The 23,335-nt window shown below is 68.4% G+C and carries 23 protein-coding genes; 12 read left to right on the top strand and 11 right to left on the bottom strand.

Annotated features, from left to right (window positions below):
* Positions 1-39 precede the first annotated feature (39 nt).
* Positions 40-942 (bottom strand): substrate-binding domain-containing protein, encoded by a 903-nt coding sequence (locus tag K7G19_RS22310; protein WP_226109184.1) that lies wholly within the window; start codon positions 940-942, stop codon positions 40-42.
* A 165-nt stretch (positions 943-1,107) separates the two neighbouring features.
* On the opposite strand from K7G19_RS22310, the gene K7G19_RS22305 reads away from it, so the two are divergent.
* The 5 genes from K7G19_RS22305 to K7G19_RS22285 all read left to right on the top strand — a co-directional run bounded on the left by K7G19_RS22305 (position 1,108) and on the right by K7G19_RS22285 (position 7,174).
* Positions 1,108-2,199 (top strand): substrate-binding domain-containing protein, encoded by a 1,092-nt coding sequence (locus K7G19_RS22305; RefSeq protein WP_226109183.1) that lies wholly within the window; start codon positions 1,108-1,110, stop codon positions 2,197-2,199.
* A 180-nt stretch (positions 2,200-2,379) separates the two neighbouring features.
* Positions 2,380-2,979: a DUF4126 domain-containing protein gene (locus K7G19_RS22300; protein ID WP_149319405.1), complete on the top strand. Its 600-nt coding sequence runs from the start codon at positions 2,380-2,382 to the stop codon at positions 2,977-2,979.
* Between the two features lie 164 nt (positions 2,980-3,143).
* On the top strand, positions 3,144-5,936 hold the full coding sequence (locus K7G19_RS22295) for an ABC transporter permease (protein WP_226109182.1): 2,793 nt from the start codon (positions 3,144-3,146) through the stop codon (positions 5,934-5,936).
* Positions 5,937-6,089: 153 nt separating this feature from the next.
* Positions 6,090-6,530: a group II truncated hemoglobin gene (locus K7G19_RS22290; protein WP_226109181.1), complete on the top strand. Its 441-nt coding sequence runs from the start codon at positions 6,090-6,092 to the stop codon at positions 6,528-6,530.
* Between the two features lie 23 nt (positions 6,531-6,553).
* A complete protein-coding gene (locus K7G19_RS22285) occupies positions 6,554-7,174 on the top strand; it encodes a DUF924 family protein (RefSeq protein WP_226109180.1) in 621 nt (206 codons plus the stop codon).
* Between the two features lie 99 nt (positions 7,175-7,273).
* Here K7G19_RS22285 and K7G19_RS22280 read toward each other — a convergent pair whose 3' ends face one another.
* From K7G19_RS22280 to K7G19_RS22235, 10 genes are all read right to left on the bottom strand, one after another.
* Positions 7,274-7,858 (bottom strand): TIGR00730 family Rossman fold protein, encoded by a 585-nt coding sequence (locus K7G19_RS22280; RefSeq protein WP_149319403.1) that lies wholly within the window; start codon positions 7,856-7,858, stop codon positions 7,274-7,276.
* A complete protein-coding gene (locus K7G19_RS22275) occupies positions 7,855-8,601 on the bottom strand; it encodes a TetR/AcrR family transcriptional regulator (protein WP_226109179.1) in 747 nt (248 codons plus the stop codon). The genes K7G19_RS22280 and K7G19_RS22275 overlap by 4 nt, the downstream gene beginning before the upstream one ends.
* A 167-nt stretch (positions 8,602-8,768) precedes the next feature.
* On the bottom strand, positions 8,769-9,248 hold the full coding sequence (locus K7G19_RS22270) for a diacylglycerol kinase (protein WP_149319401.1): 480 nt from the start codon (positions 9,246-9,248) through the stop codon (positions 8,769-8,771).
* Complete coding sequence (locus tag K7G19_RS22265) at positions 9,169-10,290, bottom strand: glycosyltransferase family 1 protein (RefSeq protein WP_149319400.1); 1,122 nt, start codon at positions 10,288-10,290, stop codon at positions 9,169-9,171. Before K7G19_RS22265 ends, K7G19_RS22270 begins: the two co-directional genes overlap by 80 nt.
* A 68-nt stretch (positions 10,291-10,358) precedes the next feature.
* Positions 10,359-11,384: a UDP-2,3-diacylglucosamine diphosphatase gene (locus tag K7G19_RS22260; RefSeq protein ID WP_149319399.1), complete on the bottom strand. Its 1,026-nt coding sequence runs from the start codon at positions 11,382-11,384 to the stop codon at positions 10,359-10,361.
* Between the two features lie 259 nt (positions 11,385-11,643).
* Positions 11,644-12,645 (bottom strand): triacylglycerol lipase, encoded by a 1,002-nt coding sequence (locus K7G19_RS22255; RefSeq protein ID WP_226109178.1) that lies wholly within the window; start codon positions 12,643-12,645, stop codon positions 11,644-11,646.
* On the bottom strand, positions 12,642-13,184 hold the full coding sequence (locus K7G19_RS22250) for an RDD family protein (RefSeq protein ID WP_370639589.1): 543 nt from the start codon (positions 13,182-13,184) through the stop codon (positions 12,642-12,644). Before K7G19_RS22250 ends, K7G19_RS22255 begins: the two co-directional genes overlap by 4 nt.
* Positions 13,185-13,435: 251 nt before the next feature.
* Complete coding sequence (locus K7G19_RS22245; protein ID WP_226109177.1) at positions 13,436-14,275, bottom strand: DUF3106 domain-containing protein; 840 nt, start codon at positions 14,273-14,275, stop codon at positions 13,436-13,438.
* Positions 14,250-14,678, bottom strand: a complete 429-nt coding sequence (locus K7G19_RS22240) for a DUF3619 family protein (protein ID WP_226109174.1) — start codon at positions 14,676-14,678, stop codon at positions 14,250-14,252. The genes K7G19_RS22245 and K7G19_RS22240 overlap by 26 nt, the downstream gene beginning before the upstream one ends.
* Positions 14,675-15,241 (bottom strand): RNA polymerase sigma factor, encoded by a 567-nt coding sequence (locus K7G19_RS22235; protein ID WP_006577025.1) that lies wholly within the window; start codon positions 15,239-15,241, stop codon positions 14,675-14,677. The genes K7G19_RS22240 and K7G19_RS22235 overlap by 4 nt, the downstream gene beginning before the upstream one ends.
* Positions 15,242-15,546: 305 nt before the next feature.
* Between K7G19_RS22235 and K7G19_RS22230 the strand changes: the two genes are divergently transcribed.
* From K7G19_RS22230 to K7G19_RS22200, 7 genes are all read left to right on the top strand, one after another.
* Positions 15,547-17,310 carry an acetolactate synthase 3 catalytic subunit gene (locus K7G19_RS22230; protein ID WP_149319396.1) on the top strand — a complete coding sequence of 588 codons (1,764 nt, stop codon included), beginning with the start codon at positions 15,547-15,549 and terminating at the stop codon, positions 17,308-17,310.
* Entirely contained in the window at positions 17,310-17,801 is a 492-nt protein-coding gene (gene ilvN, locus K7G19_RS22225) for an acetolactate synthase small subunit (RefSeq protein ID WP_006577027.1), read from the top strand. The genes K7G19_RS22230 and ilvN overlap by 1 nt, the downstream gene beginning before the upstream one ends.
* Positions 17,798-18,943 carry a ketol-acid reductoisomerase gene (ilvC, locus tag K7G19_RS22220; protein ID WP_255650881.1) on the top strand — a complete coding sequence of 382 codons (1,146 nt, stop codon included), beginning with the start codon at positions 17,798-17,800 and terminating at the stop codon, positions 18,941-18,943. The genes ilvN and ilvC overlap by 4 nt, the downstream gene beginning before the upstream one ends.
* Positions 18,944-19,137: 194 nt before the next feature.
* Positions 19,138-19,782 carry a phosphatidylserine decarboxylase gene (locus K7G19_RS22215; RefSeq protein WP_149319395.1) on the top strand — a complete coding sequence of 215 codons (645 nt, stop codon included), beginning with the start codon at positions 19,138-19,140 and terminating at the stop codon, positions 19,780-19,782.
* 25 nt (positions 19,783-19,807) lie between these two features.
* Positions 19,808-20,695 carry a CDP-diacylglycerol--serine O-phosphatidyltransferase gene (pssA, locus tag K7G19_RS22210; RefSeq protein ID WP_226109172.1) on the top strand — a complete coding sequence of 296 codons (888 nt, stop codon included), beginning with the start codon at positions 19,808-19,810 and terminating at the stop codon, positions 20,693-20,695.
* A 213-nt stretch (positions 20,696-20,908) separates the two neighbouring features.
* Complete coding sequence (gene lysM / locus K7G19_RS22205) at positions 20,909-21,415, top strand: peptidoglycan-binding protein LysM (RefSeq protein ID WP_226109170.1); 507 nt, start codon at positions 20,909-20,911, stop codon at positions 21,413-21,415.
* Positions 21,416-21,783: 368 nt separating this feature from the next.
* The gene (locus tag K7G19_RS22200) at positions 21,784-23,322 is read left to right on the top strand and encodes a 2-isopropylmalate synthase (RefSeq protein ID WP_006577032.1); all 1,539 of its coding nucleotides are present in this window, start codon (positions 21,784-21,786) and stop codon (positions 23,320-23,322) included.
* The last annotated feature ends 13 nt before the right edge of the window (positions 23,323-23,335 follow it).

The raw sequence follows: 23,335 nt of genomic DNA, 5'->3' as shown, positions 1-23,335 counted from the left end.
GGAACGCGGCGGCCGCCGGCGCAGGCCGGGGATTGGCGCTCAGGAGCCGGTCTTGTAGCTCGGGAAGAACAGCTGCTCGCCGTCGACCTTGTAGCTGGCGATGGCGTCCTGCCCGGCCTTCGAGGTGATCCACTCGATCAGCTTGCGCGCATCGGTGTAGTTGATGCCGGGATGCCGGGCCGGATTGACCGCGATGATGCCGTAGGGGTTGAACATCTTCGGATCGCCCTGCACCGCGATCGCCAGGCCCGTCTTGGCGCGATAGGCGCCGTAGGTGGCGCGATCGGACAGCGTGTAGCCGGGCATTTGCGCCGCCATCGTCAGCACCTCGCCCATGCCGAGCCCGGCGTTGACGTACCAGGACTGGCCCTTGGGCTCGATGCCGGCCGCCTTCCAGTACGACTTCTCCATCAGGTCGGTGCCCGAGTTGTCGCCGCGCGAGATGAACCTGGCGCCGCTGGCGGCGATCTTGCGGAAGCCGGCAATCACGTCCTTGCTGCCCGCAATTCTGGCCGGGTCCGCCGCCGGGCCGACCACGATGAAGTCGTTGTACATCACGTCGCGCCGGTCTATGCCGTGGCCCGCCGCGACGAAGGCGTCTTCCATCTTGCGCGCGTGCACCAGCAGCACGTCGACGTCGCCCATCTCGCCCATCTTCATCGCCTTGCCCGAACCTACCGCGATCACCTTGACCGTGACGCCGGTGTCGCGCTCGAAGCGCGGCAACAGGGTCTTCAGCAGGCCGGAGTTTTCGGTGCTGGTGGTGGTCGCCAGCTTCAGTTCGCCGCCGAAGGCGGCGCCGGTGCCGAGCAGCGCGGCGGCCGACAGCAGGGCGGCGGCCAGGCGCGGCAGAGCGCGGGCGGCGCGGAATGGGCGGAATGGGTGGGAGGGGGCGGTCAGGCCGGATGAGGCGGAGTGGCGACCCGGACGGGCAAACGGCATGTCGGAATTCCTCTTGTTATGTTTATCTGAACATAATTGCATGCGCCCATCCGCTTCGGTGACAATGCGCGACATCCGAAGCTTCCGCTAATCTGCGCAAGCTTGTACGGGCGCCATGATTGTCTCGGCACTCCAAGAACAAAGTAAATAAGAACAGCGGAACATATGACATTCCATTTCGAACTGTTTCCGGTGGTATCGACGGACGACAACCCGCGTGCCAACGGCAAGGTGTTCCTGCTGCTGCAGGCGGTGCGCGAGACCGGTTCGCTGCATCGCGCCGCCGCCAAGGTCGGGCTGTCGTACCGGCATGCCTGGGGCGTGATGCGCGACTGGGAGGCGCTGCTCGGGCGCAGCATGCTCGATATGGAACGCGGCCGCGGCGCCTCGCTGACCCGCTTCGGCGAGCGCCTGCTGCGGGCGGAGGTCAAGCTGCGCGAGGCGGTCGATCCGGCGGTGCGCAAGGCGCTTGCCGAGTTCGCCGCGGAGCTGGACGATGCGGCCCGGCCGCAGACGCGCATCCATTTCTCCGGCAGCCACGACCCGGCGATGGAGGTGCTGGCGGCGGCGCTGAACGAGCAGCCCGAGGGCCTGCAGCTCGATACCGTGTTCTGCGGCAGCGTCGAGGGGCTGATCTGCCTGCACGAGCGGCAGGCCGAGCTGGCGGGCTTCTATGTCGCGCCGATCCAGACCGCCGGATCGGTTGCGCACGTGACGCTGCGCAAATGGCTGCGCCCGTCCTCGGTGCGGCTGATCCCCGTGGCCTCGCGCGAGCAGGGCCTGATCGTCGCGCCGTCGCGGGCGCGCGAGATCCGCGAGCTGCGCGACCTGGTGCGCACGCAGGCGCGCTTCGTCAACCGGCAGCGCAGCTCGGGCACGCGGCTGCTGTTCGACCAGTTGCTGGCGGCGCAGGGCCTGTATGCCGACCAGGTCGCCGGCTACGACCAGCCCGAGTTCAGCAACGAGAAGGTCGCCGAGGCCGTGCATGCCGGCCGCGCCGAGGTCGGCTTCGGCCTGCGCGTCAACGCCGAGGCGCACGGCCTGGCCTTCGTGCCGCTGACGCGCGAGGTCTACTATCTGGCGCTGCGCAAGGCCGACCAGTTCGCGCCGTGGGCGCACGCGCTGCTGGCGCTGCTGGCCGATCCGGCGATCGGTGCCCGCATCACCGCGCTGCCGGGCTATGCGCTGGCCGAGCAGCGCGGCTTGCTGGCGCCGGAGCAGGTGCTGCCCTGGTACGGGGTGGACGGGCGGGAGTAGGGGCGGCTCCCAGACCATTGGTCTTCTCCCTCTCCGCAGGCGGGAGAGGGGAGCAGGGTTGAGGCTTGGCGCGAGCCGCGCCGGGCAGGCCACGACGGGCCCGGAGGGGCGCGGATCAGGCCCGTATTACACTGCGCCCATGGCCGGCGCCGCCGGCCGCGACTCTGCGAGGGCGTCCCGATGCTGGAAACCGCCGCGCTGGCCGCGGGCATGTCCTGGGCCAGCGGCTTTCGTCTCTATCTGGCCGTGCTGGCCGCCGGCGTGCTGGCCCGCATGGGCTGGCTCGATCTGCCGGCCGGGCTGCAGCCGCTGGCGTCCAACTGGGTGATCGGCGTGGCGGCGGTGCTGGCGCTGGCCGAGTTCATCGCCGACAAGGTGCCGGGCTTCGATTCGGTCTGGGACGGCTTCCATACCTTTGTCCGCATTCCCGCCGGCGCGATCCTGGCGGCGGCCGCCTTCGGCAATCTCGATCCGCAGTGGATGGTGATCGCCGGCCTGATCGGCGGCACGCTGGCCGGCACCGCCCATGCGGCCAAGGCCGGCACCCGCGCGCTGATCAATGTGTCGCCGGAACCCTTTTCGAATTGGGCGGCCTCATTCACCGAGGATGTGACCGCCACCGGCAGCCTGCTGCTGGCGTTCTTCCTGCCGGTGCTGTTCTTCGTGCTGCTGGCGATCAGCCTGCTGCTCGCGTTGTGGCTGCTGCCCAAGCTGTGGCGCGGCGTGCGCAAGCTGCATGGCGCGCTGACCCGCAAGGGCGGGCCGCCCGCCGCGTACTGACCGGGAACGGCGCCATCGCCGGCGCCATCCGCGCCAGCAAGGCGAATATCCGGAATATCCGGAATATCCGCCGAATAGCCCGAGTACCCGCCGAATACGCCGAATACGCCGAATACGCCGAAACACTCGAATACGCCGAACACCGAATACCCGACCACGACATCATGCCGACCGATTCCGCCGCGGACTCCGCCGCCCCTGCGCTAGTACGCCCCGTCGCCGTTCCCCATGCCGGGACCCGTTTCTCGCCCTGGGCGCAGGCGTGGCGGATGGCGCGGCGCGACTGGCGCGCCGGCGAGCTGACGTTGCTGCTGTTCGCGCTGGTGCTGGCGGTGGCCGCGCTGGCCAGCGTCGGCTTCCTGTCCGACCGGATGCGGCAGGGGCTGGAGCGCGATGCCCGCCAACTGATCGGCGCCGACGTGCTGCTGGTCGCCGACCAGCCCTTCGATCCGGCCTTTGCGGCGCAGGCGGCGGCACAGGGCCTGACCGTCGCGCAGACGGTGACCTTTCCGAGCATGGCGACCGTGGCGAGCCCGGGCGGCGCTGCGAGCGGCACCACGGCCGGTGCCACAGACGGCGCCACCAAGGGCGCCACCAACGGCGCCACCAACGGCGCCACCGGGCAGATCGCCAATGGCGCGAACGGTGCCGGGCGCGCGGACAACGGAAATGCCGCCCAGCCCGGCGCCGCCACGGCCGAGGGCGCCGCGCCGGCCGAGGCCGATGCACCGGCCAGCCAGCTCGCCGCGCTGAAAGCCGTCAGCCCCGGCTACCCCCTGCGCGGCACGCTGAAGACCGCCACCGCGCCCGGCGCTCCCGGCGAGCCGGCCGGTGGCATCCCGGCGCCCGGCACGGTATGGGTCGACGAGGCCCTGCTCGGCGGGCTCGGCGTGCAGGTCGGCGACACGCTGCGGCTGGGCAGCCGCAGCTTCCGCATCGAACGGATCATCACGCAGGAGCTCGACCGGGGCGGCGGCTTCATGAACTTCGCGCCGCGCGTGATGCTGCCGCTGTCCGATCTCGAGGCGACCGGCCTGATCGGCTGGGGCAGCCGAGTCAGCTACCGGCTGCTGGTGGCGGGGCCGGAGGCGGCCGGCGTGGCCTATCGCCAGTGGGCGGAGGGGGAGATCGAACGGCGTGGGCTGCGCAATACCCGCGTCGAGTCGCTGGACTCGGGCCAGCCGCAGATGCGGGCGACGCTGGACCGGGCCGAGCGCTTCCTGTCGCTGGTCGCGGTGCTGTCGTCGATGATCGCCGCGGTTGCGATCGCGATGTCGGCGCGCCGCTATATGCAGCGCCATACCGACGCCTGCGCCATCTACAAGTGCCTGGGGCTGTCGCGCAGGGAGATCCTGCTGGCCTTCGGGCTCGAATTCCTGCTGGTCGGCGTGCTCGGCGCGGCGCTGGGCGTCGTGCTCGGTTATCTCGGCCATTACGGGCTGCTGCTGTCGCTTGGCAACCTGCTGACCGTGTCGCTGCCGCAGCCGTCCGCGCTGCCGGCGGTGATCGGCCTGCTGTCCGGGCTGGTGCTGCTGATCGGCTTTGCCTTGCCGCCGCTGCTGGCGCTGACGCGGGTCGCGCCGCTGCGCGTGCTGCGCCGCGACGTCGGCATGCCGCCGATCTCGGTGTGGATCGCCTATGCGCTGGGCCTGGGCGCCTTCGTCTCGCTGCTGCTGGTGGCCGCGCGCGACCTGAAGCTCGGCCTGCTGACTGCGGGCGGCTTCGCCGGCGCGGGCGTGGTGTTCGCGCTGCTGGCGCTGGGCCTGCTGACGCTGCTGGCGCGACTGGTACGCGGCCGCCTGGTCGGCGGCAAGTCGGCCGGCCGCGCGGTGGGCTGGCGCTTTGCGCTGGCCGTGCTGGAGCGCCGCCGCGCGGTCACGATGCTGCAGACCGTGGCGCTGGCCGTCGGCCTGATGGCGCTGCTGCTGCTCGGCATGACGCGCAACGACCTGATCGATTCGTGGCGCAACACCACCCCGGCCGACGCGCCCAACCGCTTCATCATCAATATCCAGCCGGACCAGCGCGAGCCGCTGCGGCAGATGCTGTCGCGCGACGGCATCGACGATCTGCTCTATCCGATGGTGCGCGGCCGGCTGACGCATATCGGTGGCGAGCCGGTGCAGGCCTCGCGCTACGAGGAGGGCCGCGCGCGCAATCTGGTCGAGCGCGAATTCAACCTGTCCTATACCGATGCGCTGCCCGAGGGCAACCGCGTGGTGGCTGGCCGCTGGTTCGACGGCAAGCGGCCCGAGGCGTCGATGGAGGAGGGTATCGCCAGGACGCTTGGCGTGAAGCTGGGGGATACGCTGCGCTTCGACGTGGCGGGCCAGCAGATCGAGGCGCCGGTGACTTCGCTGCGCAAGCTGGACTGGAGCTCGATGCGCGTCAATTTCTTCGTGATCCTGCCGCCGTCGATGATGCAGGGGCTGCCGGAGACCTATATCACCGCCTTCCACCTGAAGCCCGAGCAGGCGCCGCTGGGCAATGCGCTCAGCGCGCGCTTTCCCAACATCACGATCGTCAATACCGAGCTGATCCTGCGGCAGGTGCAGGGCGTGCTCGACCAGGTCATTGCTGCGGTGCAGTTCCTGTTCGCCTTCACGCTGGCGGCCGGGGTGACCGTGCTCTATGCCGCGCTGGCAGGCGCGCGCGACGAACGCCGTCGCGACGCCGGGCTGCTGAAGGCGCTGGGCGCCTCGGCGGCGACCATCAAGCAGACGCAGTACGCCGAATTCCTGGTGGTCGGCGGGCTGGCCGGGCTGCTGGCCAGCATCGGCGCGATCGCGGTCGGCTGGGCGCTGTCGCGCTTCGTGTTCGACTTCTCCTATGTGCTCAATCCGTGGATCGTGCCGGTCGGCGTGGTTTCTGGCATGCTGTGCGCTTTTGCCGGCGGCTGGCTGGGCCTGCGCGACGTGCTGCGCCAGCCGGCACTCGCGACGCTGCGGGAGGCTTGAAGGGCTCAGAGGGCTCGGAGGGCTCGGAGGGCTCGAAGGGCTCGAAGGGCTCGAAGGGCTCGAAGGGCTCGGAGGGCTCGAAGGGCTCGGAGGGCTCGAAGGCCATGAAGCGGCGCCATCGCCGGCAAACCGACTCCGTTGATTCGAACCGCAATGTCCGACGTATCCCGGCAGACTGCCGACACCCCCAACGCTGCCGACGAGCAGACCCCGCAGCCCACCGCCTACGAGTTGATCGGTGGCGAGGCGCGCGTGCGCGAGCTGGTCGACCGCTTCTATGACCTGATGGACCTGGAGCCGGAGTTCGCCGGCCTGCGCGCGCTGCATCCGCCCTCGCTGGACGGCTCGCGCGACAAGCTGTTCTGGTTCCTGTGCGGCTGGCTGGGCGGTCCCAACCATTTCATCGAACGCTTCGGCCATCCGCGCCTGCGCGCCCGCCATCTGCCGTTCGAGATCGGCATCAGCGAGCGTGATCAATGGATGCGTTGCATGGCGATGGCGATGCAGGACGTGGGCCTGTCCGAGGATCTGCAGATGCGGCTGCTGCAGGCGCTGTTCCAGACGGCCGACTGGATGCGCAACGTGGCGCGGTGATACGACGGCAGCAAGGAGAAACGATGGACCACATCAATCACAACAACCTCGCCGCCCGCATCCTGGCGTTCTGGTTCGGCACGCCCGACTCGGCCGACTGGGATCGCGAGCGGGCGATGTGGTTCACCCGCAGCGAGGCCTTCGATGCGCGCGTGCGGGAAGAATTTTTGCCCGCATGGGAAGCCGCGCATGCGGGCACCGATGGGTGGTCGTCGTTCGTCGAGAACACCGCCGACGTCGCGCCGGAAACCGTCTGCGCGCGCATCGTGCTGCTTGACCAGTTCCCGCGCAACATGTTCCGCGGCGATCCGCGCAGCTTTGCCACCGATGCGCAGGCGCTGGCGCTGGCCCGGCGGATGGTCCAGCGCGGCGACGATCGCTGCCTGCCGACGCCGTATCACCGCATGTTCTGCTATATGCCGTTCGAGCATGCCGAAGCGCTGGACGCCCAGCACGCGGCGGTCGAGCTGATGACCGCGCTGCGCGAGGACACCGCGGGGCGGGTCGATGTCGTCGAATGGGCCGAGCGGCACCGCGTGGTGATCGAACGCTTCGGCCGCTTCCCGCATCGCAATGCGGTGCTGGGCCGGCCCAGTACCGACGAGGAAGTGGCCTTCCTGCGCCAGCCGGGATCCTCGTTCTGAGTTCCGATTCTGGCGTTCTGAAGTTTCGAAGTTCCGAAGTCCTGACGCTAATACGCAGCGCGCGTCGTTACGCGCCCGCTGGCGAAACCGAAACGGCGTTCAGGTCTTGTCGCGCGCCTGCTGCCACTTGTCGACGCGCAGCTGCGGCACGTTGGCCAGCGACTCGATGATGCCGTCCGGGGTGTCGGCCACGCGCAGCAGGCCGGCATGTTCCGGCTTCAGGAAGCCTTCGCCGACCGCATGGCGCAGGAAGCCGAGCATGCCGTCATAGAAGCCCGCGACATTGAGCACGCCGACCGGCTTGGCGTGATAGCCCAGCTGCAGCCAGGTGAAGGTCTCGAACAGTTCCTCGTAGGTGCCGATGCCGCCGGGCATCGCGACGAAGGCGTCGGCGCGGTCGGCCATCATCTGCTTGCGCTCGTGCATGTTGCGCACGACGTGCAGCTCGGTCAGGCCGGCGTGGCCGATCTCCTTGTGCATCAGCGCCTCGGGAATGATGCCGATCGCGGTGCCACCGTGTTCGAGCACCGCATCGGCGACCATCCCCATCAGGCCCACCTTGCCACCGCCGTAGACCAGCGCCAGGCCCTTGTCGGCCAGCGCGCGGCCCATCGCGCGCGCCGCCTGCGCGTATTCCGGGCGATTGCCGGGGCTCGAACCGCAATAGACGCAAACCGATTTCACTGCTTTCCTTCCTGTCGTGGTTTGGGGTGGGCGGGCGACGGCGCACCGGCCTTGCCCGATGGCTCCGCCTGCGCCTTGCCGGCGGCGAACTCGCGCGCGAGCTGATCGAAGGCCTGGCGCGCGTTGCCGCGCAGATAGGGCGCGAGGATCGAGAAGATGTGGTAGCTGGCGCTGTGCAGGTAGCCGCGGATCTGCTCGGGATCGTTGTACTGGCGCGGGTGCTGCACGAACTGGAACGACAGCCAGTAGGTCGCGACCACGACGATGTTGGTGCAGATCGCGTCGACCTGCTCGGGCGTGGCTTCCATCTCGCCGTCGTCGAGGAACTGGCGGCAGATCTCCTGCGCGAAGCGCTTCTTCTGCTCGACGATGCGCTTGAAGTTGGTCTCCAGCATCCGGTTGCGGGCCAGCAGGTCGTTGATGTCCCGGTACAGGAAGCGATAGTTCCACAGGAACTCGGACATGTACTGCAGATAGCCCCAGCTTTCGCCGAGCGTCGGCTTGTGGTCGTCCGGCAGCTTCAGCCGGCGCTCCATTTCCTGCTCGAAGCGCGCGAAGATCGACGTGATGATGTCGTCCTTGTTGCGGAAGTGGTAGTACAGGTTGCCGGGGCTGATGTCCATCGCCTCGGCGATGGTGGTGGTGGTCACGTTGGGCTCGCCGACCTCGTTGAACAGGCGCAGCGAGACATCGAGGATGCGGTCCCGCGTGCGGCGGGGACCGGTCTGGGGTTTGGATTCCATGAGGCCGGGCAAGCTAGGACAGGCGAGGGCCGCAAACGGACGGACCGGCGCACTGCGAATGGACGGACTGCGATTATATGCAATGGCATCGCAGCTGGCCCCGCGGCGCCATGCCGCTGCGGTCCACTCAGCCGCCCAGCCGCCCAGCCGGTCAGCTGCTCAGCCGATCAGCCGATCAGCGCGCGCAGCCAGCCCACCACATGCGGGGCGGCGATCGCCAGCCAGGTGCCGCCGCACAGCACCAGCGCCAGCATCACCGCCGCGCTGCCGAAATCCTTGGCGCGCTTGGACAGCCCGTGCCGCTCCAGCGAGATGCGGTCGACCGCGGCCTCGACGCTCGAATTGAGCAGCTCGACGATCAGCACCAGCAGCAGCGTGCCCAGCAGCAGGATCCGTTCGACCACGGTGACTGGCAGCAGGAAGGCCAGCGGCGTCAGCACCGCGACCAGCGTCAGTTCCTGCCGGAACGCGCTTTCCTCGAGCACCGCATAGCGCAGGCCCGACAGCGAATTGACCGCGGCTCGCCAGGCGCGGGCGATGCCGCGGTTGCCCTTGTGGGGGTTGTCTTCAATCGTGTAGTCGCCGTTCTCGCGGGGCAAGGTCGGCTTCGGCACGGAGTTGTCGGAGGGAAGAGGGGGTTTCGCCATGATCTTGTCGGGGGCGCGCGGTCTGGCCGTGGCCGTTCGGCATGCCGTGCAGCGGTCGCAGATGCGCGAGGAACTGTTCGGACGCGGCGCGCCACGAAAAGCGTTCGGCGTGCGCGCGTGCGGTGGCACGGTCGATGCGCAGCGCTTCGAGGCAGGCCTCGCGCAAATCCTCGTGCATCACGCCGGCGTCGCTGTCGCCCAGCACATCGATCGGACCGGTGACCGGATAGGCCGCGACCGGCAGGCCGCTGGCCAGCGCTTCGAGCAGCACCAGGCCAAAGGTATCGGTGCGGCTCGGGAACACGAAGACATCGGCCGAAGCATACACCTTGGCAAGCTCGGGCTGGCTCAGCACGCCCAGGTAATTGGCGTTCGGATAGCGCGCCCGCAGCGCCGGCAGCGCGGGGCCGTCGCCGACGACCCACTTCGAGCCGGGCAGATCCAGCGCGAGGAAGGCCTCGACGTTCTTCTCGACCGCGACGCGGCCGACGTAGAGAAAGATCGGGTGGGCGGTGTTCAGCACGTTGACCGACTGCGGCACGAACACATCGAGATCGACGCCGCGCGTCCACAGCACCGCATGCTCGATGCCGAAGCGGTGCAGGTCCTGCAACACCACCGGCGTCGGCGCCATCACCGCCTGCGCGGGACCGTGGAACCAGCGCAGGAAGCGGTAGGTCCAGGCCAGCGGAATGCCGAAGCGCGCCTGCACGTATTCCGGAAAGCGGGTGTGATACGCGGTGGTGAACGGGAGCTTCTGGCGCACCGCGTGACGGCGCGCAGCGAGGCCGAGCGGGCCCTCGGTGGCGATATGCAACGCGTCCGGCGCGAACTCGCGGATGCGCCGGCGCACCGCCGCGCCGGGCAGCAGCGACAGGCGGATCTCGGGGTAGGTCGGGCAGGGCACCGTGCGGAATTCGAGCGGCGTCAGCAGCTCGACGGTATGGCCCATCGCCTGCAGCTCGCGGCGGGTCGACTTCAGCGTGCGAACCACGCCGTTGACCTGCGGTTCCCAGGCATCGGTGACGATCAGGATTTTCATGGTGTGTCCTTGCGGCGGCGCCGCGGTATCGGTTGCCCAGCAGCGATCGATCGGCATGCGGCGCGGCGCTACACCGTCGCCGCGCTCTTGCGCATGCGGCGCGCGACGGGCTGCGCAGGGTCGCGCAGCGTGGTCCAGTAGACGATCTTCAGCTCGCCCTCCATGGTCTCGACCAGCGCCGACAGGCTTTCGACCCAGTCGCCGTCGTTGCAGTAGAGCTGGCCGTCGACCTCGCGGATCTCGGCCTTGTGGATATGGCCGCAGACCACGCCGTCGCAGCCGCGCCGGCGCGCTTCCTCGACCATCGCGTGTTCGAACGAGCTGATGTAGTTGACCGCGTTCTTGACCTGGTGCTTCAGGTACTGCGACAGCGACCAGTAGGGAAAGCCCAGCCGCGCGCGGATGCGGTTGAAATGCCGGTTCAGCGCCAGGATCAGCGTGTAGAGCGTGTCGCCAAGATAGGCGAGCCAGCGCGCGTGCTGCACCACGCCGTCGAACAGGTCGCCATGCACGACCCACAGGCGCCGGCCGGTGGCGGTCACGTGCACCGCTTCCTCGCGCACCACCACATCGCCGAAGGCCAGGCCGTCGAACTGGCGCGCGACCTCGTCGTGGTTGCCGGGCACGTAGATGACCTCGGTGCCCTTGCGCGCCTTGCGCAGCAGCTTCTGCACGACGTCGTTGTGGCTCTGCGGCCAGTACCAGCCGCGCCGCAGTTGCCAGCCGTCGATGATGTCGCCGACCAGGTACAGCGTGTCGGACTCGTTGTGCTTGAGGAAGTCGAGCAGGTAGTCGGCCTGGCAGCCCGGCGTGCCCAGATGGATGTCTGACAGCCAGATCGCGCGGTAGCGCTCGACTTCAGGCGGATCTGCGGAGGGGACGGAGGCCGGAACCGGGTCGCGCCGGTCCTGGTGGTTCAGGCGGTCGGTATCGGCGGGGAAGGCGGTGGTCGGCGCACGGTCCAGGCCGGGCGGCATGAAGGCGGCTGGCATGCCGGGAATGGCGGCCAGCGGCAGCATCGGGTCGGAGCGTCCGCGCAGTCGCTGCGCGGCGCGGGCCAGATGTGCCCGGGCGGAACGGAGTGGACTGACCATGGCGGCCCCGGTGACGGCAATGACTGCATTGAGCCAGCCATCGATGACGGCGCCATGACGGAAACATGAATGACATGTGACCAACCGTAAAGGCGGTCGGCGGTTCGCCGTCGGCCGTTAGCGATCAGCGATCAGCGGTAAGCGGTAAGCGGTAAGCGGTCCGCGGTCCGCGGTCGACGGGGGGCGAGCGGCGATGCCCACGGAAATCGATCGGTCAGAAGTTGGCCGCTCAGGAAGCGACCGATCAGGGCGAGACCGCTCAGGAAGCGGCCGGAGCCGCGGCGTGCGCGAGCCGGTCCAGCGCCGACAGCACCGCGTCGAACGCGCGCGGGTCGCGCAGCAGCGACACATGGCCGATGCCGGCCAGCGCGACGTTGTGGGCGCCGTCGAGCCAGCTGGTTTCGGCCGGGCCGGCGATCGAATCGTGCCAGCTGAAGATCGACACCATCGCGGCGCGATCGCGCGGGCTTTCGCTGCGCGCGAGCGCATGCAGCCAGTCGTTGCCGCAGCGCATCTGGCGCGCATTGGCGCCGCTGCCGATGCTGGCCAGCGTGCAGCCGTGGTGCGGCGTGCCGAGCGTGACGATGCCCGCGCAGGCGGCCGGGCGTCCCTCGCGGCGGGCGCGGGCCAGCGCCGCGCGGGCGGCGAGTCCGCCCATGCTGTGGCACAGCAGCAGCGGGGCGCGGCCGGCGCTGCGGTTCAGCGCTTCGGTCGCCGCCAGCAGCGCGTCGCCATAGTCGTCGATATCGGCCAGCATCGGCTCGAGGTCGATCGCCTCGCAGCGATAGCCGGCCGCCGCCAGCGCCGGCTGCAGGTCGAGCCAGACCGCGCGATTGCAGCCGTAGCCGTGCACCAGCAGCACCGGCGGGCGCACCGCCGCGGCATCCGGCGTCGCCGGTACCAGCGGCTGGCGATGGCGGAAGGGCTGCAGCCAGTTGAACATGCGGAACACCGCGATGCATTCGCGCAGATAGCAGAGCAGGGCCCGCCCCGGACCGAGGCGCGCGGCGGCGCGATGCGCCTGCAGCGCGGGCGGCAGCGTCGGCATGCCGCCGCCGAACGCACCGGTGCCGCCCACCGAGATCGCGAAGGCCATCGCCACCGACAGCGCGAACAGCACCAGCACCGTGGCGATGCCGCCGGCCAGCGCCGCCGGCCAGCTCCAGCCGGCCAGCCGCACCAGCGCCAGCGCGACGCCGTACGCACCGCCGAGCTGCATCGCCACGGCGATGCGGCGCACCGCGGTGGCGGTCAGTTTCATGGCTGGCGCGGCGGCCGCAGGTCGACCAGCCGCGTGCCGGCCAGGCGGTCGTGCAGGAACTGGCGGCGCCGATCGAGGAAGGCCAGCAATAGCCAGATCGCCAGGCCGCACGCCAGCACGCCGACGAAGGGCCCCTTGACCAGGCCCAGCGCATGGCCGGCTGCCGCCGACGGCGGCAGCCACAGCCAGGCCAGCAGATAGCGCAGCGCCGCGCGCGGCCAGCGCGGCGGCTGGCCGTCGGCGCCCTCGACGCGGATGCGCCAGGTCTGCATCGGCAGGGTCTGGCCGGTGCGCTGCCAGAACCAGGTGAAATAGAAGCCCATCACCAGGAAGCTCCATAGCTGCATGGTCAGCGGCGTATCGACGCGCAGTTCGCGCAGCAGCGGCCGGGCCAGCAGATAGAGCGCGGTGGAGGCGCTCAGCACCCCGAACAGCAGCACGCCTTCGTACAGCATGCAGGCGACGCGGCGGCGGATGGTGGGCGCCGCCGGCGTGGGCTGCTTCGAGGCGTGCATCGAGGCGTGCGCCGCGGCCTGCATGGGAGCCTGCCGCGCGGCGGTCGGCTCGGTGCGGGGTTCGGCGGCGTCAGTGGCGGGCTTGGCGGACATGGGCTGGCATGGTCAGAGTCGGGGCGAGGCGCGGACGAACGCGGTGCGCCGGCGTGATGGGCAGCGGCATTATGCCAAACGCGTCGCCGTGCGCTGCATTGGGCGGCGCGGCGGCGGTGCGTGGGATGGAGCGGGAGCGGTGGGGGGGCCGTCGCGTGGCCGCGGCGGACGACGTGGGTGGATCAGTTGCCGCGAGAGAAGGTGTCGGTGGTCGCGGGTGGCGTGGTTTCGGCGACGGGCACCGAGGCCGCCGCCGCGCCGCTGGCTGCGTCGGCGGGGAGGCTCGCGCTGGCTGCCGCCACGTTGGCACCGCTGGCCGGGGCGACGCCCGGCACCAGCGCCGCGGAGGCGGAGAGCGCCGCGGCAGCGTTCGCCGCCGCCGGGACCGAGGCGGCGCTCGCCGCGTGGGGCGGCACCGCCCGCGCCGGCGTCGTCGTCGAAATCGGCGGCTTGCGGCTGGAGGGCAACGCGCTGACCGCGCCGGGTCGCGGCGGCACCTTGGCGGCCTCGGCCAACTGGCGCTTCTGCGCTTCGGGCAACTGCTGGTAGCGGTCCCAGGCCTCGGTCTTGCGCTCGACCGGCACGGTGCGATGGATCTGGAAGTTCTCGCGCGCCAGCCTGCGCTGCTCCGGCGTCAACTGCGCCCACTCGGTCATGCGCGCATGCACGCGCTGCTGCTCGGCCGGCGACAGTTCCTGGAAGCGGGCGGCGATGCGCAGCCATTTGCGGCGATGGACCTCGGTCAGCGTGTTCCACTGGCCGGCCAGCGGCGCGAGCACGCGCTGCTGGGCCGCCGTCAGCTCGGACCAGGCGGGGCGGGCCGTACGGACTGCCGCGCTGGTGCCCGGCCTGGCCGCCGGGCTCGACGCCCTGGCCCCCGGCTCGACGGCATCGTGGGCATGCGCGGCGGGCGGCGTCAGGCACCACAGCACCATGGCGCCAAGGCCGGCGCCCAGCAGCAGCGCCAGGCCGCGGCGCGTGCGGATCCTCGCCGGCTTATTCGCCATGCTTGAGGAAGACATGGAAGCCCTCGTCCGCGTAGGCGGCGGGCGGCAGTTCGTCGAGCAGCATGGCGGCGTCGACATCGGCGAGTTCCTCGATCCGCTGCTGCTGTTGCCATTGGTAGATGCCGGCGAGGCCGCCGGCCAGCGCGACCAGCGTCCATACCAGGCCGAGCCGGCGCACCCAGTCGCCCAGCGGCCGCATGGCGCGGCGAGCGTCGCCGTGCAGCGACGGGCCGGCCGCGGCAAGGCGGGGTGATGTTTGAGGCGCTTCGACGCGGCGGCGCGACAGCGCCACGCGGCGTGCGGCGGCCAGCCGGTCGGCGATGTCGGCCGGCACCTGGTTGGCGGAGGCGTCCAGCATGGCGGTGATCTGCCGGGCCAGGCGGCGTTGCTCGATCTCGGATGCGTTTCTGCTGTTCATAGTCGGAGTCCCCGGGCGCGCAGCGCCTGCGCCAGGGCATGCGTGGCGCGCGAACAGTGGGTCTTGACGCTGCCTTCGGAACATCCCATGGCAGCGGCCGTTTCCGCGACGTCCATATCCTCCCAGTAACGCAGCAGGAAGGCCTCCCGTTGACGGGTGGGCAGGCGCTGCACTTCTTCCTCGATGATGCGCATGGTCTGCACGCGCTCGAACCGGTCTGCGCTGCTCTCGGCGGCCTGCGAACCCGGCTCGCTCTCCAGCGCCTCGAGCAGGTCGGCGTCCTCGCCGTCGCGCTCGTCGCGCAGGTTCGAGAACAGCGTGACCCAGGTATTGCGCACCTTCTGGCGGCGAAACCAGTCGTGGATGGTGTTCTGCAGGATGCGCTGGAACAGCGGCGGCAACTCGGCCGGGCCGCGGTCGCCGTATTTTTCGGCCAGCTTGATCATCGCGTCCTGGACGATGTCCAGGGCCGCCTGTTCGTCCCGTACCGCGAATACCGCGTGCTTGAAGGCGCGGCGTTCGGCGCTGGCGAGAAAATCGGATAGTTCCTGTTCGGTTGCCATGCGGCGGGCAAGGGCGGCCGGCGCGCATGCCGCACCCTGGCGGGGCGGCCGGCAGCCCGGAAATCAGCAAAATGCGCCGATGCTAGCAAATAACCGGGCGGCCGTGTCGCCCCGGCGACACGATACGAGACCATAGACCGTGCTGGTGCGATGCAGTATCATCGACGGTTCACGACATCAGTGGTTGTCTCATCTGGCCGCTTATGAGGCGGTCTCCCATGCAGACGCGCACCGCTTGAACCCGTGCCACAAGCCCGGCAGAGAGCATCCAAACAATTTTTTGCCGAAAATTGCAAAGGACTGACATGAACATGCCCAGCGCGGAATTCTCCCACGCCGACAGCAATTCATCCGCCGCACCCGAAATGATCGGGGCGGAAATCCTCGTCCACGCACTTGCCGAAGAAGGCGTCGAATACGTCTGGGGTTATCCCGGCGGCGCAGTGCTGTATATCTACGACGAGCTGTACAAGCAAAAGAAAATCGAGCACATCCTGGTGCGCCACGAGCAGGCCGCGGTCCACGCCGCGGACGGCTATGCGCGCGCGACCGGCAAGGTGGGCTGCGCGCTGGTGACCTCGGGTCCCGGCGTGACCAATGCCGTTACCGGCATCGCCACCGCCTATCTGGACTCGATTCCGATGGTCGTGATCACCGGCAACGTGCCGACCCACGCGATCGGCCAGGATGCCTTCCAGGAGTGCGACACCGTCGGCATCACGCGCCCGGTGGTCAAGCACAACTTCCTGGTCAAGGACGTGCGCGATCTGGCGGCGACGATCAAGAAGGCCTTCTATATCGCGGCGACCGGCCGTCCCGGCCCGGTGGTGGTCGACATCCCGAAGGACGTGTCGCGCAATGCCTGCCGCTACGAGTACCCGAAGGCGATCGACATGCGCTCGTACAACCCCGTCAACAAGGGGCATTCGGGCCAGATCCGCAAGGCATTGGCGCTGCTGCAGAGCGCCGAGCGGCCGCTGATCTATTCCGGCGGCGGCGTGGTGCTGGCCAATGCCAGCGACGAGCTGCGCCAGCTGGCCGCGCTGACCGGCCATCCGGTCACCAACACGCTGATGGGCCTGGGCGCGTTCCCCGGCACCAGCAAGCAGTTCGTCGGCATGCTGGGCATGCACGGCACCTACGAAGCCAACATGGCGATGCAGAACTGCGACGTGCTGATCGCCATCGGCGCGCGCTTCGACGACCGCGTGATCGGCAATCCGGCGCACTTCACCTCGCAGCCGCGCAAGATCATCCATATCGACATCGACCCCTCGTCGATCTCGAAGCGGGTCAAGGTCGACATCCCCATCGTCGGCAACGTCAAGGACGTGCTGCAGGAGCTGATCGCGCAGCTGCAGGCCAGCGACGTCAAGCCCCGCCGCGAGGCGCTGTCGCGCTGGTGGGAGCAGATCGAGCAATGGCGCTCGGTCGACTGCCTGAAGTACGACCGCAACTCCGAGATCATCAAGCCGCAGTACGTGATCGAGAAGATCTGGGAACTGACCGGCGGCGATGCCTTCATCTGCTCGGACGTCGGCCAGCACCAGATGTGGGCCGCGCAGTTCTACAAGTTCGACCAGCCGCGCCGCTGGATCAACTCGGGCGGCCTCGGCACGATGGGCGTGGGCCTGCCGTACGCGATGGGCATCAAGAAGGCGTTCCCGGACAAGGAGGTCGTCACCGTGACCGGTGAGGGCTCGATCCAGATGTGCATCCAGGAACTGTCGACCTGCCTGCAGTACGACACCCCGGTCAAGATCTGCGCGTTGAACAACCGCTATCTGGGCATGGTGCGCCAGTGGCAGGAGATCGAGTACGACAACCGCTACTCGCATTCCTACATGGACGCGCTGCCCGACTTCGTCAAGCTGGCCGAGGCCTATGGCCACATCGGCATGCGCATCGAGAAGACCGCCGACGTCGAGCCGGCGCTGCGCGAAGCCTTCCGCCTGAAGGACCGCACCGTGTTCCTGGACTTCCAGACCGACCCGACCGAAAACGTCTGGCCGATGGTGCAGGCGGGCAAGGGCATTTCGGAAATGCTGCTCGGCGCGGAGGACCTGTGATGCGACACATCATTTCGGTCCTGCTGGAGAACGAACCGGGTGCGCTGTCGCGCGTGGTCGGGCTGTTCTCGGCGCGCGGCTACAACATCGAGACGCTGACCGTGGCGCCCACCGAGGATGCCTCGCTGTCGCGGATGACGATCGTGACGACCGGCTCGGATGACGTGATCGAACAGATCACCAAGCATCTGAACCGGCTGGTCGAGGTGGTCAAGGTGGTCGACCTGACCGAGGGCGCGCATATCGAGCGCGAGCTGATGCTCGTCAAGGTGCGCGCGGTCGGCAAGGAGCGCGAGGAGATGAAACGCACCGCGGACATCTTCCGCGGCCGGGTCATCGACGTCACCGAGAAGACCTACACGATCGAGCTGACCGGCAACGGCAGCAAGCTCGATGCCTTCCTCGATGCGATCGATCGCAGCGCGATCCTGGAGACCGTCCGTACCGGCGGCTCGGGAATCGGCCGCGGCGAGCGCATCCTGAAGGTCTGACGCCGGTCTCTCGCGCGGCAACCCCACCACACCACATTGCAGTATCGACGGCGGCGCGCACGCGCCGACTACATGCGCGGCGCGTCGTCGACTCCCAACATCGGAAAAAGAGCGAAGGAATCATCATGAAAGTGTTTTACGACAAGGACGCCGACCTGTCCCTGATCAAGGGCAAGAACGTCACCATCATCGGCTACGGCTCGCAGGGTCACGCCCACGCGCTGAACCTGAACGACTCGGGCGTCAAGGTGACGGTCGGCCTGCGCAAGAACGGCGCGTCGTGGAACAAGGCCGTCAACGCCGGCCTGCAGGTCAAGGAAGTCGCCGAGGCGGTCAAGGACGCCGACGTGGTGATGATCCTGCTGCCGGACGAGCAGATCGCCGACGTCTACAAGAACGAAGTGCACGACAACATCAAGGAAGGCGCCGCGCTGGCCTTCGCCCACGGCTTCAACGTGCACTACGGCGCGGTGATCCCGCGCGCCGACCTCGACGTGATCATGATCGCGCCGAAGGCCCCGGGCCACACCGTGCGTTCGACCTACAGCCAGGGCGGCGGCGTGCCGCACCTGATCGCGGTGCACCAGAACAAGTCGGGCGCCGCCCGCGACATCGCGCTGTCGTATGCCACCGCCAACGGCGGCGGCCGTGCCGGCATCATCGAGACCAACTTCCGCGAAGAGACCGAGACCGACCTGTTCGGCGAGCAGGCCGTGCTGTGCGGCGGTACCGTCGAGCTGATCAAGGCCGGTTTCGAGACGCTGGTCGAAGCCGGCTACGCGCCCGAAATGGCCTACTTCGAATGCCTGCACGAACTGAAGCTGATCGTCGACCTGATCTATGAAGGCGGCATCGCCAACATGAACTACTCGATCTCCAACAACGCCGAGTACGGCGAGTACGTGACCGGCCCGCGCGTCGTCACCGAGGAGACCAAGAAGGCCATGAAGCAGTGCCTGAAGGACATCCAGACCGGCGAATACGCCAAGAGCTTCCTGCTCGAGAACAAGGCCGGCGCCCCGACCCTGATCTCGCGCCGCCGCCTGACCGCCGAGCACCAGATCGAGGAAGTGGGTGCGAAGCTGCGCGCGATGATGCCCTGGATCGCCAAGAACAAGCTGGTCGACCAGTCGAAGAACTAAGCGTGCCGAACGCCGCGCCGCCGGGTTTGCCGGCCGGCGCGGCCTCAGCCCCGCAGCCGTTCAGCCTTCCGTCCCCCAGAGGCGGTGGCCATGGCCAGACCATGGTCCGCCGAGGGAAAACGGGCGAGGGCTGGGCGGCTTTTTGTTATCCTTGTCAGACTTGACTGACCTCCATTGACCTCTTTCCCACCTGCATGAACTATCCCCATCCGCTGATCGCCCGTGAAGGCTGGCCGTTTCTGGCCGGCGCTTTTGTCATTTCGCTGCTGGTGCATGCCAGCGCGGGATTCTGGTGGGCGCTGCCGTTCTGGATCGTCACGGTGTTCGTGCTGCAGTTCTTCCGCGATCCGCCGCGGCCGATTCCGACCCAGCCCAACGCGGTGCTGGCGCCGGCCGACGGACGCATCGTCGCGGTCGAGAAGACCCAGGACCCCTACGCCGGCCGCGAGGCGCTGAAGATCAGCGTGTTCATGAACGTCTTCAACGTGCATTCGAACCGCGTGTCGGTCGACGGCACCGTCGAGAAGATCGATTATTTCCCCGGCCAGTTCGTCAACGCCGATCTGGACAAGGCCTCGACCGAGAACGAGCGCAACGCGGTGGTGATCCGCCGCACCGGCGACGGCAAGGTCGTCACGCTGGTGCAGGTCGCCGGCCTGATCGCGCGGCGCATCCTGTGCTACACGCGCGTCGGCGACACGGTGGCGCGCGGCCAGCGCTACGGCTTCATCCGCTTCGGCTCGCGCGTCGACGTCTATCTGCCGCTGGACGCCCGGCCGCGCGTGACGATCGGCGAGAAGGTGTCGGCCTCGTCGACGGTCCTCGCCGAGCTGGATTGAGCCACGGCGATCGAGGAGATTCGGCATGGGTGCATTCAACCGGCGCAACAAGCGCGTGATCGGCGGCAACGTGACCCATCTGCGGCCGTTCCGCCATAACCAGATGCGGGGCGCGGAGATCGATCCGGCGGACGACGACGAGCTCGAGGTCGAATACGTGCGCCCGCGCCGGCGCGGCATCTACCTGCTGCCGAACGCCTTCACAACGGCCGCGCTGTTTGCCGGTTTCTTCGCCATCGTGCAGGCGATGAACATGCGCTTCGATGTCGCCGCGATCGCGATCTTCGCGGCGATGGTGCTCGACGGCATGGACGGCCGCGTGGCGCGCATCACCAATACGCAGAGCGCCTTCGGCGAGCAGTACGACTCGCTGTCGGACATGACCTCGTTCGGCGTCGCGCCGGCGCTGGTGATGTACGAATGGATCCTGAAGGACCTCGGCAAGTGGGGCTGGATCGCGGCCTTCGTCTATTGCACCTGCGCGGCGCTGCGGCTGGCGCGCTTCAACGCCAATATCGGCGTGGTCGACAAGCGCTTCTTCCAGGGCCTGCCAAGCCCCGCGGCGGCGGCGCTGGTGGCCGGCTTCGTCTGGCTGGCGATCGACAACAAGCTGCCGGTGCGCGAGCTGTGGATGCCCTGGGTGGCGTTCACGATCACGCTGTACGCCGGGCTGTCGATGGTCACCAACGCGCCGTTCTACAGCGGCAAGGCGCTCGACGTGCGCCACCGCGTCTCCTTCGGCGTGATGATCCTGGTGATGGTGCTGTTCGTGGTGGTGTCGAGCGATCCGCCGGTGGCGCTGTTCGGGCTGTTCGTCGGCTATGCGATTTCGGGCTACGTGCTGTGGGGCTGGCGCGCGATGCACGGCGAGCAGGGCGGCGTGGCGCGTGCCCGGGCGGACGGCTCGGACTGACACCGTCCTCGCCGGAACCATGGCGGATGTCGATTTGATGAACGGGAAAGGCGCTTCGGCGCCTTTTTCGTTTTTGCGTTTCCTTGCGATTCCCCGCTTGTGATGTGCGTCCGATTCGCGGTATGTTGCCGTTGCGTCATGCCGCGAGGGCATGGCGGCCCGTCGCGTAGCCATGCCCGGCTACCGACTTGCCACTGACACAAGGAGAATCCCATGAGCGTGCTGGATTTCATCAAGGAAGCAGGCGAGAAGCTGTTCGGCCGCGAAGCCAAGGCCGCCGAGCCGGCCCAGGCCGCGCCCGCCGCGGATGCCGCGCAGAAGGCCGAGGCGGCCAACCGCACCGCCGGCGAAGCGATCGAAAACTACATCCGCAAGATGGGTCTCGATGCGACCGGGTTGTCGGTGCAGGTCGACGGCGCCCAAGGCAAGGTCACGGTATTTGGCGTCGCGCCGGACCAGGCCACCCGCGAGAAGATCATCCTGTGCTGCGGCAACGTCGAGGGCGTCGAGCAGGTCGAGGACAAGATGTCGGTCAACGTCGAGTCCGAATCGGCCCAGTGGCACACCGTGGCCAAGGGCGACACGCTGTCGGCGATCGCGCAGAAGTACTACGGCAAGGCCTCCGCCTACAACGCGATCTTCGAGGCCAACCGGCCGATGCTGTCGCATCCGGACAAGATCTATCCGGGCCAGAAGCTGCGCATTCCGCCGCAGGCCTGATGCTCCTGCCGCGGCCCCGCATCGCGCGGGGCAGGCCGGCGCGCGGCCGCTGGGGAAAACCCGCGTGTTGCGCGCCGTTGCCATCTCGGCTATATTCGCTGCCATGATTTCGCGCCAAGCCCGACTCGCCCGTACCCTGCTAGGTAGCCTACTAGGCAGCCAGGTCGGGACGCGCGCGCGCTGAGGAAGCGATACCTTAACGCGAAGTCGCACAGGATTTATCCACGCCCCGGCCTGCATCCCTGCACGCCGGGGCGTTTTGCATTGTGCCGCAGCGATCGGCGACGATGCGAACAGCCGGCAGCGGGGCACCCGGAACAGAAACCGCCGAAACCCGTTCGAGCACTTATCCCCCAGGAGCGTTTTCCATGTCGGACAAACTGATCATTTTCGATACCACCTTGCGCGACGGCGAGCAGTCGCCCGGCGCCTCGATGACGCGCGAGGAGAAGATCCGCATCGCGCGCCAGCTCGAGCGCCTGAAGGTCGATGTGATCGAGGCCGGCTTCGCCGCCAGCTCGAACGGCGACTTCGAGGCGATCCGCGCGATCGCGCAGACCGTCAAGGACTCGACCATCTGCTCGCTGGCCCGCGCCAACGACAAGGACATCGCCCGCGCCGCCGAGGCGCTCAAGCCCGCCAACTCCTTCCGCATCCATACCTTCATCGCCACCTCGGCGCTGCATATGGAAAAGAAGCTGCGCATGACGCCGGACCAGGTCTACGAGCAGGCGCGCCTGGCGGTGCGTTTCGCGCGCCAGTTCACCGACGACATCGAGTTCTCGCCGGAAGACGGCAGCCGCTCCGACATGGACTTCCTGTGCCGCGTGCTCGAGGCCGTAATCGACGAGGGCGCGACCACGATCAACCTGCCGGACACGGTCGGTTATGCGGTGCCCGAAGGCTATGCCGCGCTGATCCGCTCGGTACGCGAACGCATTCCGAATTCGGACAAGGCGGTGTGGTCGGTGCACTGCCATAACGACCTGGGCATGGCGGTGGCGAACTCGCTGGCCGCGGTCAAGCTCGGCGGCGCGCGCCAGATCGAATGCACGATCAACGGCCTGGGCGAGCGCGCCGGCAACACCAGCCTCGAAGAGGTGGTGATGGCGGTCAAGACGCGGCGCGACTACTTCAATCTGGATGTGGGCGTCGATACCACGCAGATCGTGCCGGCGTCGAAGCTGGTCTCGCAGATCACCGGCTTCGTGGTGCAGCCGAACAAGGCCGTGGTCGGCGCCAACGCCTTTGCGCACGCCTCCGGCATCCACCAGGACGGCGTGCTGAAGGCGCGCGACACCTACGAGATCATGCGGGCCGAAGACGTGGGCTGGACCGCGAACAAGATCGTGCTGGGCAAGCTGTCGGGCCGCAACGCGTTCAAGCAGCGCCTGCAGGAACTCGGCATCGAGCTCGACAGCGAGAGCGAGGTCAATGCCGCCTTCGCGCGCTTCAAGGAGCTGGCCGACCAGAAGGCCGAGATCTTCGACGAGGACATCATGGCCATCGTCTCGGACGAGGCCCATGACGCCAACGAGCACTATCGCTTCATCTCGCTGTCGCAGCGCTCGGAAACCGGCGAGCGGCCGCATGCGCGCGTGGTGTTCAACATGGACGGGCAGGAGTACACCGGCGAAGGCGAGGGCAACGGCCCGGTCGATGCCACGCTGCACGCGATCGAAGGCAAGGTCAACAGCGGCGCCGAGCTGGTGCTGTATTCGGTCAACGCGATCACCACCGGCACGCAGGCACAGGGCGAGGTCACGGTGCGGCTGTCGAAGGCCGGCCGCATCGTCAACGGCGTGGGCACCGATCCGGACATCGTCGCGGCCTCGGCCAAGGCCTATCTGGCCGCGCTGAACAAGCTGCACGACAAGGCGGTGCAGAAGATCAATCCGCAGATCTGATCGCGTCGACTGC

This window comes from Cupriavidus sp. DB3 (assembly GCF_020418465.1).
Taxonomy (GTDB): Bacteria; Pseudomonadota; Gammaproteobacteria; order Burkholderiales; family Burkholderiaceae; genus Cupriavidus; species Cupriavidus cauae.
This window is presented reverse-complemented; position numbering and strand designations above follow the sequence as displayed.